At 45.8% G+C, this 15,423-nt stretch carries 14 protein-coding genes; 7 read left to right on the forward strand and 7 right to left on the reverse strand.

The window, feature by feature from the left end; translation table 11 throughout:
* Positions 1 to 4: 4 nt before the first annotated feature.
* From ACO1NU_RS10695 to ACO1NU_RS10725, 7 genes are all read right to left on the reverse strand, one after another.
* The gene (locus ACO1NU_RS10695) at positions 5 to 328 is read right to left on the reverse strand and encodes an MGMT family protein (protein ID WP_448818466.1); all 324 of its coding nucleotides are present in this window, start codon (positions 326 to 328) and stop codon (positions 5 to 7) included.
* Positions 328 to 978, reverse strand: a complete 651-nt coding sequence (trmB, locus tag ACO1NU_RS10700; RefSeq protein WP_448818467.1) for a tRNA (guanosine(46)-N7)-methyltransferase TrmB — start codon at positions 976 to 978, stop codon at positions 328 to 330. The genes ACO1NU_RS10695 and trmB overlap by 1 nt, the downstream gene beginning before the upstream one ends.
* A gap of 263 nt (positions 979 to 1,241) precedes the next feature.
* A complete protein-coding gene (locus ACO1NU_RS10705) occupies positions 1,242 to 1,682 on the reverse strand; it encodes a hypothetical protein (RefSeq protein WP_448818468.1) in 441 nt (146 codons plus the stop codon).
* Positions 1,682 to 2,044: a phage holin family protein gene (locus ACO1NU_RS10710; RefSeq protein ID WP_448818469.1), complete on the reverse strand. Its 363-nt coding sequence runs from the start codon at positions 2,042 to 2,044 to the stop codon at positions 1,682 to 1,684. The genes ACO1NU_RS10705 and ACO1NU_RS10710 overlap by 1 nt, the downstream gene beginning before the upstream one ends.
* 30 nt (positions 2,045 to 2,074) lie before the next feature.
* Complete coding sequence (locus ACO1NU_RS10715) at positions 2,075 to 2,353, reverse strand: YtxH domain-containing protein (RefSeq protein ID WP_448818470.1); 279 nt, start codon at positions 2,351 to 2,353, stop codon at positions 2,075 to 2,077.
* Between the two features lie 76 nt (positions 2,354 to 2,429).
* Positions 2,430 to 3,422 carry a response regulator gene (locus ACO1NU_RS10720; RefSeq protein WP_448818471.1) on the reverse strand — a complete coding sequence of 331 codons (993 nt, stop codon included), beginning with the start codon at positions 3,420 to 3,422 and terminating at the stop codon, positions 2,430 to 2,432.
* Positions 3,423 to 3,534: 112 nt separating this feature from the next.
* Positions 3,535 to 4,935, reverse strand: coding sequence for a sigma-54-dependent transcriptional regulator (locus tag ACO1NU_RS10725; protein ID WP_448818472.1), 1,401 nt, complete (start codon positions 4,933 to 4,935; stop codon positions 3,535 to 3,537).
* Positions 4,936 to 5,138: 203 nt separating this feature from the next.
* Here ACO1NU_RS10725 and ACO1NU_RS10730 point away from each other — a divergent pair, with 203 nt between their 5' ends.
* The 7 genes from ACO1NU_RS10730 to ACO1NU_RS10760 all read left to right on the forward strand — a co-directional run bounded on the left by ACO1NU_RS10730 (position 5,139) and on the right by ACO1NU_RS10760 (position 15,417).
* Positions 5,139 to 6,809, forward strand: a complete 1,671-nt coding sequence (locus ACO1NU_RS10730; protein WP_448818473.1) for a glutamine--tRNA ligase/YqeY domain fusion protein — start codon at positions 5,139 to 5,141, stop codon at positions 6,807 to 6,809.
* Positions 6,810 to 8,090, forward strand: a complete 1,281-nt coding sequence (locus tag ACO1NU_RS10735; protein ID WP_448818474.1) for a replication-associated recombination protein A — start codon at positions 6,810 to 6,812, stop codon at positions 8,088 to 8,090.
* A gap of 18 nt (positions 8,091 to 8,108) precedes the next feature.
* The gene (locus ACO1NU_RS10740; RefSeq protein WP_448818475.1) at positions 8,109 to 9,587 is read left to right on the forward strand and encodes a DUF5687 family protein; all 1,479 of its coding nucleotides are present in this window, start codon (positions 8,109 to 8,111) and stop codon (positions 9,585 to 9,587) included.
* 6 nt (positions 9,588 to 9,593) lie between these two features.
* Positions 9,594 to 10,325: an ABC transporter ATP-binding protein gene (locus ACO1NU_RS10745; RefSeq protein WP_448818476.1), complete on the forward strand. Its 732-nt coding sequence runs from the start codon at positions 9,594 to 9,596 to the stop codon at positions 10,323 to 10,325.
* A 264-nt stretch (positions 10,326 to 10,589) separates the two neighbouring features.
* On the forward strand, positions 10,590 to 11,906 hold the full coding sequence (locus ACO1NU_RS10750) for a glycoside hydrolase 5 family protein (protein WP_448818477.1): 1,317 nt from the start codon (positions 10,590 to 10,592) through the stop codon (positions 11,904 to 11,906).
* Entirely contained in the window at positions 11,903 to 14,152 is a 2,250-nt protein-coding gene (locus ACO1NU_RS10755) for a glycoside hydrolase family 3 N-terminal domain-containing protein (RefSeq protein WP_448818478.1), read from the forward strand. The genes ACO1NU_RS10750 and ACO1NU_RS10755 overlap by 4 nt, the downstream gene beginning before the upstream one ends.
* Positions 14,153 to 14,178: 26 nt before the next feature.
* Positions 14,179 to 15,417, forward strand: coding sequence for a glycoside hydrolase family 27 protein (locus tag ACO1NU_RS10760; RefSeq protein ID WP_448818479.1), 1,239 nt, complete (start codon positions 14,179 to 14,181; stop codon positions 15,415 to 15,417).
* The last annotated feature ends 6 nt before the right edge of the window (positions 15,418 to 15,423 follow it).

Here is a 15,423-nt window from a genome sequence, read left to right on the forward strand (position 1 = left end):
TCTGTTATTTTAAAGGATGCCAAAAAAGGTGTTTAAAGTCGACAACCTGATCATTTAATACTTCTACTCCTTCGTTTCTCAGCAGTTCGGCCATCAGCGATTCACTATGGAAAGCTCTTTTGCCTGTGAGAAGTCCAGATCTGTTTACGACGCGGTGTGCAGGTACTGGAGGGATGACTGATCCGGAGCCGTTCATGGCGTAGCCCACCATTCTCGCAGAGCCTTTAGTTCCCAGCGCTTCCGCGATCGCACCATAGGTAGTGACCCTCCCGACAGGGATCTGCCGGGCAATCGCATAGACCTTTTCGAAGAAGTTTTCGTCAGTCATTACTTAAAGCTACAGCTTAAATAATTGATGTTCTTATCGTGTAGAAGATATTTCTTTTCATAGTATGTCTTGATAGAGAGGATCTCATTCACCAGGTCTGATTTATACAGATCTTCAGTCCGGCTGAGCAGGTTCAGACCCAGCTCCTGGATCTTTTCAAGCGTATAGGCATGAAGGTCGTCATTATCGGTCTTCAGGTGAAGAATGCCCTCTTTGTTGAAGACGATTCTGTATTTCTCCAGAAAGCGAGGAGAGGTAAGGCGCTTTTTTTCACGGCTTATTTGCGGCTGAGGGTCGGGGAAGGTGATCCAGATTTCTGATACTTCACCTTCTGCGAAATATTCGAGCAGGTTTTCGATCTGAATACGGAGGAATGCCACATTAGAAATACCCTCTTCGAGGGCCGTCTTGGCTCCCCTCCAGATCCTGTTTCCCTTGTAATCAATGCCGATGAAGTTCTTTTCGGGGAACAGTTTTGCGAGGTTTACGGTATATTCTCCCTTTCCACAAGCCAGCTCTAGTATCAGAGGCTTGTCGTTCCCAAAGTGTCTGGCACTCCAACAGCCTTTGAATGGCTTGCCTTCATCCAGCTGTAATACATTCGCGAATGTTTCTATTTCGGCGAATCGTCTTAATTTATCTTTGCCCATTGCGTTATTTTCGCTACAAACTTAGATAAAAATCAGTTGATAAGGGATTGGTGGGGCGATACAAAAAGAGGCTGTATCAAAAGTCAAAATCATAATTCGCAAACAGAATTTAATTTTGACGGGTCTCTGAAAATAATGAAATACAACAAAAAGGGCAATTTTCTATATGAAAAATTGCCGTTTTTTGTAAAGATGGTGGCCACAATAAAATATTATTTTGCGACCTCAAGGCCAAAATGACTTTTGATACATCCCTTTATGTTTTAATAGCTCTCGCTATCAGGGGGTATTCCATAGTCTCTAACGGGAGCTTTCTTTTTTCTGGTTCCTATGAAGTTCTTGATGAGTCCCTGGACTTTATCAAGAGCCCCCGATACCGCATTCGATGTCACATTCTTGGCTGCTTTCTGAGACAAGAAGGTAATTAGCATCTTGGCCAGAAATCCGGATCTCTTGAAGAGGAACCCGTTCATTAAAAGGGGTATTCCGACCCTTGCGAGGTTGGTGATCAGATCCTGATTAAGCAGGTTCTTCCCAAGTGGCTGGTGTGTGTTGCCGCTTTTAAAGAGGCCGCTCACCGCATGGAAGATTGCTGCGGGACTGCTAAGTTGTTCCTTTAGTATCTCTCCCTGTTGAAACTGTTTAACCTTAAGGAGTTGTATCTCTGCCTGGACCTCTTTCAAACTGCTAAAGCTCTTTTCCATTATTTCTCCTCCTTATTATTAAATATTTTTTTGACCATAAAATCCTGAAGGAACCTGTTGATGTATTTCTCCTTGCTCATATTGGTAATTACCGCCAGAGCAAGGTAAATCAGCGCCACTATGCCAAATCCTGCTGCATAGGAATTCAGAAGCTCTCCCAGAAACAGGGCGAGGGTGATGGATGCAAACAGGAAGGTAAGCAGCATGGCAACTACTACCACGGCGCCGGTGATCATGGAAGATACGAGCGTAGTGATTTTATCAATGGCCGTCAGTCTTGTCAGTTCTACTTTCGTAGATATATATTCTTTAATTAGAGAAACAATGTCTGGGCCTTGTTTCTGATCTTGAGATTCGGGCATAATCGTAAGGTAAATGAGACAGATCTTTAATTAGGCGGGTTCTGTTGCTGATGTTTTAGCCTGGTCGGCAGCGTCTTCTGCTGCGCCCAGCGTTGTTTTGATATTTTCGACGATCTTCTCCTTCAGCGAAGATAGGTTATCAATTTCTTCAGCAGCACGATCCTTAATTGTATCTCCCAAGTTTTTCAATGCATCATTTAGCTTGTCGCGGGTTTCTGTTCCTCTTTCAGGTGCAAACAGGATACCGAGTGCAGCGCCTGCAGCAACTCCGGCTAATAATGCCACTAATACTTTTGAATTGTCATTCATGGTTACAAAGTTTAAGTTTTGAGGTAATATCTCCTATAATACAAAAGAACTATCAGAACTGTTTTGATAAAATTCTTTATCGCTCTTGACGGTCAAGTTGGTCCTCCAGGTTCTTGAGGGCCTGATCAGCAAAAGAGGCATTCATTCGGATGGTATCGAAAAGGGCTGCTTCTTCGGGACATGCTTCCAGATCAGCTTTTTTTTCTACTGCTGCGACGATCTTAGAAAGTGATACGCGAACCGCTTTTACGGATTGAGGAAGTTGGGCTTTGATGGGATAAGCATCTTCCTGAAAATAGCTGGGCAATGTCAGCTCAGGAGTATACGAGACATCTTTGATAAAAGTATATAGGAGTTCGGTGTCTCCATGTTGCGGTATTTCGATGAATGAGGAGACGCAGCAGGTTTTAATATCTCCATTGAGCGTGATGAGTTCGACGAGCATGTCGTGTACGGAGCCCTCTCTTTGCAAAACTTCAATAAAGATCCTCCGTTCTTTAGGCAGACGGTAAAAGAATGCGCAGTTTATCTCGCCGACATCAGTATAATCCATGCCAAAGAAATCGAGCGCACTTTTATTGGCATCCAGAATATGGCCTGCCGTATCGCTGATGACGATTGCATCTTGCGAGCGTTCGAAAAGTGTGCGGAACGTGTGTTCACTTTGCTTCAGCTTGTTTAATGTTTCGAATTGCCGGGTCGCATAACGAATGGACCTTTCGAGCGTTTCACTACTCATCCGGTCTTTGGTCAGATAGTCGGCGGCACCTGCTTCAAGCGCTTCTTCATCTATTCTCTTATCACCCGTTCCGGTCATGATGATGATAGGTCGAGTGCAATTGGATGAAACAGCTTCTTTCAGCAAGTCAAGGCAGGAGTATGCGCCAATGCTGGAGTCCACCAAATAGAGGTCATACCGATCCTTGAGCATGGCGTTAATGGCATCAGAGTAGCCACTGCACCAGCTGAGCCTATACTTGTGTGTTGAGATGCCCGTTGACAGCAAATCCCGTATTACGATATAATCGTCCTCCTCATCAACAACCAACAATATTTTTATAGCGCGCATGTGGCTTAAAGTTCTAAACCGGAAGATAATTTCCCTTAGGGTCTTTATTTAAGGGTCCTCCGTTCAGTATGGTTCAAAACCAATGCCATTGTAGCGGATTGTAAACGCAGAGCTATCCCAGGTTGATTGCTTTCATTTTATTGTAAAGCGTTTTCCTGTCGATATTCAGAATCTGAGCAGCCTTCGTCTTATTGAAGTTCACTTCTCTGAGAACGTTTAAAATGGTCTCATACTCTGCTTCGAGTGCCGCGTCTTTTAATCCTTTTCGTTGCTCACGAGACTGGATAGCATCAACGGCGGTCTCAATAGCTGTCGCCCGCGTGTAGTTGGATATTTCGAGAGGAAGCGCTTTGATCTGCACCTTTGGCGTTTCAGAAAGCAAGGTTGCACGGCGGATGACATTCTTCAGTTCCCGTACATTCCCTGGCCAGTTGTAGCTCATCAGGCAGTCGATTACCTCGCTTGAAAAGCCTTCAATGCTTCTGTTAAGCTCCTTGTTCGTGAATTTCAGGAACTTTTCTGCAAATATCATGATGTCGATATCCCTCTCCCTTAGTGGAGGAAGATGGATGCTGAACTCGTTGAAGCGGTGATAAAGATCTTCGCGGAAGCGCCCCTTCTGTATGGCATCATGAAGGTTTTCGTTGGTCGCGACGATGAGCCTGACATCAAGATCTATTTCTTTGGTGCTGCCTATTCGTTTTACTTTTCGTTCCTGAACGATCCGAAGGAGGGCTGCCTGGATATCATAAGACAGATTGCCGACCTCATCGAGGAAGAGGGTGCCTCCGTTAGCCATCTCGAAATGGCCTATCTTCGTGTACAGAGCCCCTGTAAATGAGCCTTTTTCGTGTCCGAAGAACTCACTTCCGGCCAGCTCTTTTGTAAGTGATCCACAGTCCATCGCAATAAAAGGTTTATCTCTGCGATTGCTTTTAAGGTGAATGGCATGTGCAATAGACTCCTTTCCTGTTCCGCTTTCACCTGTCAGTATAACGCTGTAGTTGGTAGGTGATATGAGGTCTAGTTGCTTGATAAGTTCTTTGGATGCAGCGCTTTCGCCGATAATAAATTCTTCAGGATATTCGCCTGAGTTTGCCGTTTTCTCTTTCCGCTGTGGCGTTGAGGTGGCCTCCGACTTGAATATATTGTCTTGAAGTTCAATGGCTTTGTTGATCGTATTCAAGATTTCGTCGGGGTACAGGGGCTTCGTGATATAGTCATAAGCTCCCATTTTGATGAGCTCTACCGCCAGTTTGATGTCTGAATAGCCGGTGATAATGATTACGCCAGTTTGCGGATATTGAGCCTTGACTTTTTTGAGGATTTCGCGACCGTCTGTATCTTCCAGGCGAAAGTCGCACAAAACGAGTTGGAACTTTTCCCTTGCAAGTAGTTCTAACGCTGCTGCACCACTCAATGCCGTAGCCACTTCATATCCGTTTCTCGTGAGGAATTTGGATAATAATATTCCGATATTTACCTCATCATCAACTATTAGAATTCTTTTCATATATATTATCGGGCCGAATAGTAAAGATAATTTTTAAATCTTACATGGGAAATTTATTCTACAAGTGATGTAATATTTATCCGATTGAACCCCTTTGGCCTTAATGCTGTCTCTGCCTTCAATATGTGCGTAAATTGTTCCTTAACTTACTCACTGTGTGATACAGAAATGTTTAGTATTTTTGTGGCCTTTTTAACCTGTATATGAGCGAAGAACGGTCACTGAATTTTATAGAAGAAATAATAGAAGAAGATATTAAAAGCGGCAAGCACGGGGGGCGGGTACATACGCGGTTTCCTCCTGAGCCGAATGGCTATCTTCACATCGGTCATGCCAAGTCGATTTGTCTGAATTTTGGTCTTGCACGAAAATATAATGGAAAAACGAATCTCCGGTTTGATGATACTAATCCTGAGAAGGAAGATACCGAATATGTGGACAGTATCAAGGAGGATGTAAAGTGGCTGGGATTTGAGTGGGAGAATGAGCTATATGCATCAAATTACTTCGAGCAGCTTTATGATTTTGCAGTCAGGCTCGTTGAAAAGGGACTCGCTTATGTTGACGACAGTACCGCCGATGAAATTGCGGCTCAGAAGGGAACTCCTACCGAGCCGGGTACTCCGAATGCGTACAGAAGCCGCAGCATAGAAGAGAACCTGCGTCTTTTCGCAGAGATGAGGGCCGGCAAGTATCAGGACGGCGAGAAAGTGCTGAGAGCGAAGATTGACCTGGCCTCTCCTAATATGCATATGCGTGATCCGATTATGTACAGAATCAGGCACGTAGAGCATCACCGTACAGGGAATGCCTGGTGTATTTATCCGATGTATGATTTTGCTCACGGGCAATCTGATTCGATTGAGGAGATCACCCATTCTGTTTGTACCCTGGAGTTTATTCCCCACCGACCATTATATGAGTGGTTTATCGAGGAGTTGGAGATCTTCCCGAGCAGGCAATATGAATTCGCCCGTTTGAACATGACTTATACCGTCATGAGCAAGCGCAGGCTTCTGCAACTCGTAAATGAGGGCTTCGTAAATGGCTGGGATGATCCGCGTATGCCTACTATAAGTGGTTTGAGAAGAAGGGGGTATACACCGGCTTCAATACGCGACTTTTGTGAGCGAATAGGAGTTGCGAAGCGAGAGAATGTAATTGACGTGAGCCTGCTTGAGTTTTGTATCCGTGAGGATCTGAATAAAAGTGCCTGGAGGCGCATGGCAGTTCTGGACCCGTTAAAGCTGGTCATCACCAATTATCCTGAAGGAGAAGTGGAGATGTTTGAAGGTGAAAATAATCCGGAAGTTGAAGGCGGTGAGGGGTCTCGTGTCATTCCTTTCAGCAGGGAACTATGGATTGAACGGGATGACTTCATGGAGAACCCTACAAAGAAGTATTTTCGCTTAGGGCCAGGCCTGATGGTGCGTCTGAAGAGTGCATACATCATCAAGTGCGATGATTTTGTAAAAGATGAATCAGGAAACATTACTGAAGTTCATTGTTCTTATATCCCGGAATCAAAGTCAGGAAATGATACTTCAGACATCAAGGTTAAGGGCACCATTCACTGGGTGAGCGCGGCTCATGCCGCAAAAGCTGAAGTTCGACTTTACGACCGCCTGTTCAATGATGAGGATCCAGTGGGTAATAGCCGGGATTTCGTGGAAATCATCAATCACGAAAGCTTGCAGGTTATCCCGGAGGTATATATTGAACCCGATTTGGCAAACGCAGAGATGGGCAAAGGATATCAATTCCTGAGAAAGGGATATTATACCCTCGATAAGGATTCGACTCCCGGTCAAATCATCTTTAACAGAACAGTGACACTAAAAGATACCTGGGCAAAAGAAGTTAGAAAAGGATAGATGGCAACGGTAGCTCCATTGGCAGAACGTATGCGTCCGGCGAGTCTGGACGAGTATTCAGGACAGAAGCATCTGGTAGGTCCGGGTGCGATCCTGCGGAAAGCCATTGAGAGCGGGAATTTGCCTTCAATGATCCTGTGGGGTCCTCCGGGAGTGGGTAAAACCACCCTCGCTTATATCATATCCCAGCAGTTAAGCCGTCCATTTTTTAGCCTGAGTGCAATTAACTCAGGGGTAAAGGACGTTCGGGAAGTTATTGAAAAAGCAGCACGACTAAAGGAGACAGAGGACAATCTTCCCGTGCTGTTTATAGATGAGATCCATCGTTTTTCAAAATCTCAGCAAGATTCATTGTTGGGGGCGGTAGAGCGCGGTCTTGTTACCCTCATCGGCGCGACTACAGAAAACCCCTCGTTTGAGGTGATCTCTGCGCTTTTGTCGCGTAGCCAGGTGTACATTCTGCAGCATCTTACAGAGAATGATCTGCTTGAGCTGATCAACCGCGCGATCAATGAAGATACCTATCTTTCAAAAAAGAAGATCACCATCGCTGAACATGAAGCACTCCTGCGCCTATCGGGAGGTGATGCGAGGCGATTACTGAACGTCTTGGAGCTGGTGGTAAATGCGGCAGGCTCTTCGGAAGTTAACATCACCAACGATTTTGTTCTCAAGCATGTTCAACAAAACATGGCGATGTATGATAAAGCGGGAGAGAATCACTACGACATTATCTCAGCTTTCATCAAGTCTATCCGGGGCAGCGATCCGAATGCTGCGGTATACTGGCTCGCCAGAATGATTGCGGGAGGTGAAGATCCTTCTTTCATCGCGAGGCGACTGCTCATATTGGCATCTGAGGACATCGGGAATGCTAATCCAAATGCACTGCTTCTTGCTAATACCTGTTTTCAGGCTGTAAATGTTATCGGCTGGCCTGAATCACGCATCATTTTGTCGCAAACCGTAACCTATCTGGCGTCATCGGCAAAGAGCAATGCCAGCTATGAGGCTATTGGCAGGGCGCAGGAACTTGTTGCGCGGACGGGTGATCTCCCGGTACCGTTGCATATCCGGAATGCTCCCACCAAGCTGATGAAGAATATCGGCTATGGTAAAGATTATAAATACTCACATTCATTCGAAAATAACTTCAGTGAGCAGGAATATTTCCCCGCGTCCTTGAGTGGTACCAAGCTGTATGATCCGGGGGATAATGCTAGTGAGCAAAAATTGCGGGAAAAGCTAAGATCTCTATGGAAAAATAAGTATAATTACTAAAGATTTCGACTTTGTAATATGACCTTATCCTTTTTTCAGCATCAGTGGAAGGCGTTCTGGCGGTCAAAGAATACAGGAAAGAGCGTTGCCGTGAGAGTGGTGATGGCATTCCTTACCCTTTATCTCCTCCTGAATGTTGTTTTAGTCGCTTTTTTTCTGGATGAAATCCTGGATGAACTATTCCCTTCAGAAACGGTCATTTCGGCGTTTAACGGTATTCTTCTCTATTACTTTCTGATGGACATCCTGACGCGATTTCAGCTTCAGGAACTTCCGACATTGAGTGTAAGACCTTATCTGACCTTACCGGTTACCAGAAGGCAGATTGTAAATTATCTTAGTATATGCTCCTTATGGTCGCCCTTTAACATTGCGCCGCTCTTGCTTACGCTGCCCTTTTTGTTGAAGCAGGTGTTACCCTATCATGGTGCGGCCATTTTTTTCGGCTATCTGGTTTCCATTGCTGCACTCACCTTATTCAATCATTTCTTTAGCCTTTGGTTTAAGCGGAAGGTGAATATCAACAGTTGGTTCCTGTTGGGATTTGTCATTGTAGTTGTTGTGTTGGCATTACTGGATTTTCATTGGGAAATTATCTCTTTTTCCAATATATCGAAGGCTGTATTCGGGCAGATTTATGCAACGCCTTTGCTTTGCCTTGTTCCCTGTCTACTTGCCGCCGGTATCTTTTTTGTTAACTATACGTTCCTGAAAAATAATCTATATCTGGATGAACTCCGCTCGGACCATTCTGGTGAAAAGTCGAGCACCGATATCGCCTTCTTCAATCGTTTTGGGATAGCAGGGCAGCTTGCTGCTCTTGAGTTGAAGCTAATTATGAGGAACAAAAGACCGGGATCATCATTAAAGATCTGTGGACTGATGATGTTTTACGGACTACTGATCTATACCAATCCGGCATACGGATCTGGGCCTGGCTGGAAGATCTTCGTGGGGATGTTTATGACGGGAATTTTCATTATCAATTACGGTCAGTTTATGTTCAGCTGGCAATCCAGTCATTTTGACGGACTGATGGCACAGAAGGTAAAAGCAAGTGATTTCTTCCAGTCGAAGTTCATTCTTTTTTACTGCTTCTCTGTCGTCGCTTATATCCTAACCATTCCTTATGTCTATTTCGGATGGGAGGTACTACTGATCCACTCGGTCATGTTCTTATGGAATATAGGTGTGAATACGCTTATCGTATTGTATTTCGCCACACGGAACTACAAGCGTATAGACCTGACCAAAAGCTCTTCATTTAACTGGGAGGGCGTTGGCGCTTCGCAGTGGATATTAAGTATTCCCCTTATTTTTCTTCCATATGTGATCTATTTACCTTTCAGTCTTTTCGGGCTGGAGATGTGGGGGATACTGATCCTGGCCCTGAGCAGTATTACCTTCCTGATTACCCGCGGATACTGGCTGGGGCTTTTGGTCAGGGAATTTGGCGAGAAAAGACACACTATAGCAGAGGGATTCAGAAATGGATAAGCAATTATGATCGAGATAAGAGACCTAAAAAAATCGTATAACGGAGTCACTGTAGTAGACATTCCATCTTTAAACATTGGCGCGGGGGAGTCGATCGGCCTGGTCGGAAACAACGGGGCCGGAAAGACAACTTTGTTCAGGATCATCCTGGACCTGATACGGAAAGACAGTGGTGAGGTTATATCGAAGGGGCAGAACGTGACAGAAACAGATAGCTGGAAGGACTATACCGGATCCTATCTGGATGAAGGCTTTCTGATTGATTACCTGACCCCTGAAGAATACTTCTATTATATCGGATCACTTTACCAGATCTCACGCAGTGATGTTGATCTGAAGCTCGAAGCTTACAGCGACTTTTTCAACGAGGAGATTCTTGGCAAAAAGAAGTATATCCGGGATCTTTCCAAGGGAAATCAGTGTAAAGTAGGTGTGGTATCCTGTCTGATGCAGCAACCTGAGATCATCATGCTGGATGAACCTTTTGCGAATATAGATCCAAGCACTCAAATCAGATTGAAGAATATTCTTAAAGGAATTCAGAGAGATCCAAAGTGTACGACGATTGTGTCGAGCCATGATCTGAACCACGTCACCGACGTCTGCCAGCGGATTCTGCTGATGGAAAAAGGGAGGATCATTAAGGATATCCGCACGGACAGCAATACCCTAGCCGAGCTTGAAAACTATTTCTCGGTTCAGCAACCTGAGCCGTTCAGAAGCTCAGGTATGTCATAAAAGTATCAGGACAATTCGGTGGCATCTGGCAAATCACAGCCTGAGTAGATAATAAACAGTTATCTATAGCTAAAAAAATATTACCATTTGATGGTCCATGAATATACTTTTGGTATACTAACTAAGTATACATGGCCATGCAAAACGTTCTATCAGGAGAGCATCCGCTTTTCGTGTCATTTTCAGGAAACTGTTCCTGTGTACCCGCCCCAGCATCTTTGGGATTCGGGGTAAGTGTTGCAGACGCAGAGTGCGGAGGAAGCCATGAAGAATAAAGTCTCCATTTTTCTGCTCATCTCGATAATTGTGATGGGAGGGGCTACCTCAAATGCAAACGACAAAGAATTTGTGTCGCGAAAAGACCAACAGTTTATCCGGCACGGTAAGCCCTACTATTTTATTGGAGTTAATTATTGGTATGGAGGAATGCTTGCCATTGGGAAAGACAGCGTTCGAGGAAAGGAGAGGGTAAGGAAGGAGCTTGATTTTCTCAGATCAAAGGGCGTCACCAATCTGCGGGTGCTTGCTGGCTCTGAAGGGCGCGGTTTGGTGAACGGTGTGGAGCGACTTAAGCCTAGTTTGCAGCCTGCACATGGGCAGTTTGAGCCGGAAATACTGCGTGGTCTGGATTTTCTTCTTTCAGAGATGGCACGCAGAGATATGGTGGCAGTATTGTACCTCAGCAACAACTGGGAATGGAGCGGTGGATTTCTCCAGTATTTGAACTGGAATAAACGAATCTCGGATTCGACCATGAAGAGTAAAATGAGTTGGGACGGGCTGAGAGACAACACCAGCCTATTTTACAGCTGTGAGCCCTGTATGGAGGATTATCTCCGGCAGGTTGAGCTCATTATGAGCCGGGTAAACACCTATACCGGAAGGCCCTATGTGGAGGATCCCAGTATTATGGCCTGGCAGCTTGCCAATGAACCGCGGCCTATGCGGGCGGCGGCGGTAGCGAATTATAAGAAGTGGATACTATCAACTGCGGCTCATATTAAGGCTAAGGACAAAAATCATCTTTTAACGATAGGCACAGAGGGGATAATGGGGACAGATGAATCGGCAGATCTGTTCAGGGAGGTTCACGCACTTGCTCCGGTTGATTATCTAACCGTTCATATCTGGCCAAAAAACTGGCAGTGGTTTAAAGGTACCGATGTGAATAGTCAGGTTGACGAAGTTATACGGAGGTCTGAGGAGTATATCGCCAGGCATGTGAGTATCGCAGGGGAGCTCCGGAAGCCGATGGTGATCGAAGAATTTGGGCTGCCGAGGGATGGCCATTCGTTTTCACCCAAGAGTAAGACTACCGCAAGGGACGCATACTTTGAAACGATCTTTTCTGCCGTAAGAAAGAGCCACCAGACGAATGATGTCATTGCGGGCTGTAACATCTGGTCGTTTGGAGGGAGAGCGAGACCTCGCAAGGGACAGCTGTTCTGGCGAGAAGGCGACGATTTTATGGGAGATCCTCCTCAGGAAGAGCAGGGACTTAATTCCCTGTTCGACAGCGATACCAGCACCTGGAAACTAATCAAATCATTCGCAGATATAATATCACCCAAGATCCCATGAGAAAGTCTATTCTGACAGTCTGCCTGCTTGCAGCTGTCGCTACAGTAAAATCACAAAGCCCTATGTCTCCAGAAACAATAGACAAAAACGTAAAGTCCCTGCTTACCAGGATGACCCTGGAAGAAAAGGTGGGTCAGATGACGCAGATCAGCGTTGAAGCTTTTTTAAAAACGGTGAACGGAGTACCTGTAGAACCGCATGTTTTTGATGAGGTTAAGTTGAAAAATGGTCTGGAGAAGTACAAGATCGGTTCTGTTTTGAATGTGGGAGGGGATGCTCAGACTCTGGCATTGTGGAGAAAGAGGATCGAGGAAATTCAGAAGCTGGCTATGAAGCAAAGGCTCAAGATCCCTGTGTTGTACGGAGTAGATGCTATACGAGGGAATAACTATACGCTTGATGCCGTATTGTTCCCTCAGCAGATTGCCCAGGCAGCATCTTTCAACATCGGTATGGCGGGCAAGGCTGCAGAAGTAGCTGCTTACGAAACCAGAGCAGCCTTCATTCCCTGGAATTTCAGTCCTGTTCTCGACCTTGGCAGGCAGCCGGTATGGCCCCGGATCTGGGAAACATATGGTGAAGATCCTTATCTCGTGAAGGAGATGGGAACTGCGGTTGTAAGAGGCTATGAGGGCAGTTCGTCCACTATTGACCGTTTCCACGTGGCTGCATGCCTTAAACATTATATGGGATACAGTATGCCGCTTAGTGGTCATGACCGTACACCGGCATGGATACCTGAGCGAGAGCTGCGGGAGTATTTTCTGCCACAGTTTGCTTCGGCTATAAGGCAAGGTGCCCGGACTGTGATGGTAAACAGTGGCGAGATCAACGGTGTGCCTGTTCACGCGAATAAGCATATCCTGACTGATATATTAAAAGGCGAGCTTGGCTTCAAAGGCTTTACTGTAAGCGACTGGCAGGACATACAGTACCTGTACCAGCGACACAAGGTTGCCTCAGACAACAAGGAAGCTGTTATGATAGCCATCAATTCGGGGATCGACATGAGCATGGTGCCGACAGACTTTACCTTTTGCGACGACCTGATTGCTCTGGTCAAAGAAGGGAAAGTGAGTATGAGCCGGATAGATGACGCTGTAGGCAGGATTTTGAAGGTTAAGTACGAGACTGGTATCTTCGATCAGCCTGCAGGAAACGCCAAAGACTATCCTTTATTTAATAGTGTGCAACACAATCAACTGAACTATGAACTGGCGGCAGAATGTATCACCCTATTAAAGAACGAAGGAGCGCTGTTGCCTTTGAAAAAGGGCACAAAGATTCTGGTTACAGGACCGTCTGCTGCGAGTATGAGAGCCTTGAATGGCGGGTGGGCGCGCAACTGGCAGGGAACTAACTCAGACGAAACAGAGAAGGCAAAGAACAATATTCTGGAGGCAGTAACAAGTACGTTCGGGGCAGACCATGTTGTTTACTCCCCGGGCGCAACATTTACTGAGGCAAGCGGGATGGAGGATGCCGTTAGTAAAGCTTCTTCTGCAGATGTAATCGTTTTGTGTATCGGTGAGGATAGCTATACAGAAACTCCCGGAAACATCGATGGATTGACCATATCCCGCGCTCAAATTGATCTGGCTAAGGCATTGTCAGCTACCGGGAAGCCGATCATATATGTATTAACGGAGGGACGGCCTCGCATAATCTCTGACATAGAGCCATATAGCAAGGCGGTGCTACACACTTATCTGCTTGGGAACGAGGGGGGAAATGTTGTTGCAGATGTGTTATCTGGTAAGATCAATCCCAGTGGAAAGCTTCCCTATACGTATCCAAGGCATACAAACAGCTTAACAAACTATTACCATAAGTACACGGAGACTCTTGAGTTTGACCCCGCGGCAGGTTACAATCCGCAATGGGAATTCGGCCATGGTCTGAGTTATACATCTTATGAATACACAGGCCTTAGGCTTAGTTCTTCAGACTTACGGGCGGAAAGTCCGCTTCAGATCAGTGTAACCGTGAAGAATACCGGTAAGGTGGTTGGTAAGGAATCCGCATTGCTTTATGTGAGTGATCTGGTCGCTTCTATTACTCCGGAAGTCAAGCGTCTACGTGGATTTCAGAAGGTCGAGCTTCAACCCGGGGAGTCTAAGGAGCTCAGGTTTACTATTTCAGCAGAGGATCTTTCGTTCATCAATAATGAACTGAAGCGAGTAACAGAGCCTGGAGCCTTTAAAGTGTCTATCGGGGGATTAACATCATCTTTTAACTTTCGATAATCAGGTAAATGATAAGGAGATTAATTATGAAAAAGTTCTTATTGGTTGCAGGCTTTCTGATGGGTCTGTCCGCGCCTGATCTTTATGCACAAGGGAATAATTACGTTCAGGATTATACCAAGTACGAGGGCCTGGCTTTGACTCCGCCGATGGGGTGGAATAGTTGGAATAAATTCGCCTGTAATATCGATGAAAAACTAATCAGGGAAATAGCGGACGTGATGGTCTCGAGCGGAATGAAGGACGCAGGCTATCAGTATATAAACCTGGACGACTGCTGGCATGGAGAGCGGGACAGCCTTGGTTTTATTCATCCTGATGCCAAGCGTTTTCCCTCCGGGATGAAGGCACTAGCAGATTATATTCATTCAAAAGGACTTAAAATCGGGCTTTATTCAGATGCAGGTTCTCAGACATGCGGGGGAAGGCCCGGAAGCAGGGGTTATGAGTTTCAGGATGCTCTCACTTATGCCAAGTGGGGCGTGGACTATCTGAAATATGATTGGTGCAATACAGAAGGGCTGAAGGCGGAGGGTGCCTACAAGACCATTGCAGCTGCACTGAAAAGAGCAGGCAGGCCCATGGTGCTTAGTATTTGCGAATGGGGCAATGATGAACCCTGGAAGTGGGGGCCTGCAGTAGGACATCTATGGAGAACAACAGGAGATATTTTTAACTGTTTCGACTGCGTAGAGGATCATGGAACCTGGAAGTCGTTTGGTGTGATGCAGATTTTGGATAAACAAAAGGGCCTGAGGCAATACGCCGGTCCGGGGCATTGGAATGATCCGGATATGTTGGAAGTAGGAAACGGCATGGTAGTTAATGAGGACAGGGCTCATTTTGCTATGTGGGCGATGATTGCTGCACCACTGGTGGCCGGAAATGATCTTCGTTCCATGTCGGCCACAACTCTCCAGATTCTGACCAACAAGGACGTCATTGCGGTAAATCAGGACTCGCTGGGTATTCAGGGTTTTCAGTACAGGGAGAAGGATAAGCTTGAGATCTGGTTTAAGCCTCTTCAAGATGGCGATTGGGCGGTGTGTTTTTTAAACAGGAACGACATTGGGCAACAGGTAAATTTCGACTGGAGCAAGGAGGTTGTTGATGATTCGCTATCGAAGAGGAAAATCGAGATAGGCGGCCGCGGATATACGCTCAGGAATCTGTGGACGAAGAAAGTGGCCGGAACTACTAAGAAGGCCTTTAAGGCGGTTGTGCCGCCACATGATGTGCTGATGTTCCGACTTTCTAAAAATTGAGCCAAG

The sequence above is a fragment of the Arcticibacter sp. genome, from assembly GCF_053551015.1.

Bases quoted from the DNA above. Each gene is read 5' to 3' on its own strand.
- ACO1NU_RS10695 (WP_448818466.1), bottom strand. From the start codon at position 328: ATGACTGACGAAAACTTCTTCGAAAAGGTCTATGCGATTGCCCGGCAG.
- trmB (WP_448818467.1), bottom strand. From the start codon at position 978: ATGGGCAAAGATAAATTAAGACGATTCGCCGAAATAGAAACATTCGCG.
- ACO1NU_RS10705 (WP_448818468.1), bottom strand. From the start codon at position 1,682: ATGGAAAAGAGCTTTAGCAGTTTGAAAGAGGTCCAGGCAGAGATACAA.
- ACO1NU_RS10710 (WP_448818469.1), bottom strand. From the start codon at position 2,044: ATGCCCGAATCTCAAGATCAGAAACAAGGCCCAGACATTGTTTCTCTA.
- ACO1NU_RS10715 (WP_448818470.1), bottom strand. From the start codon at position 2,353: ATGAATGACAATTCAAAAGTATTAGTGGCATTATTAGCCGGAGTTGCT.
- ACO1NU_RS10720 (WP_448818471.1), bottom strand. From the start codon at position 3,422: ATGCGCGCTATAAAAATATTGTTGGTTGTTGATGAGGAGGACGATTAT.
- ACO1NU_RS10725 (WP_448818472.1), bottom strand. From the start codon at position 4,935: ATGAAAAGAATTCTAATAGTTGATGATGAGGTAAATATCGGAATATTA.
- ACO1NU_RS10730 (WP_448818473.1), top strand. From the start codon at position 5,139: ATGAGCGAAGAACGGTCACTGAATTTTATAGAAGAAATAATAGAAGAA.
- ACO1NU_RS10735 (WP_448818474.1), top strand. From the start codon at position 6,810: ATGGCAACGGTAGCTCCATTGGCAGAACGTATGCGTCCGGCGAGTCTG.
- ACO1NU_RS10740 (WP_448818475.1), top strand. From the start codon at position 8,109: ATGACCTTATCCTTTTTTCAGCATCAGTGGAAGGCGTTCTGGCGGTCA.
- ACO1NU_RS10745 (WP_448818476.1), top strand. From the start codon at position 9,594: ATGATCGAGATAAGAGACCTAAAAAAATCGTATAACGGAGTCACTGTA.
- ACO1NU_RS10750 (WP_448818477.1), top strand. From the start codon at position 10,590: ATGAAGAATAAAGTCTCCATTTTTCTGCTCATCTCGATAATTGTGATG.
- ACO1NU_RS10755 (WP_448818478.1), top strand. From the start codon at position 11,903: ATGAGAAAGTCTATTCTGACAGTCTGCCTGCTTGCAGCTGTCGCTACA.
- ACO1NU_RS10760 (WP_448818479.1), top strand. From the start codon at position 14,179: ATGAAAAAGTTCTTATTGGTTGCAGGCTTTCTGATGGGTCTGTCCGCG.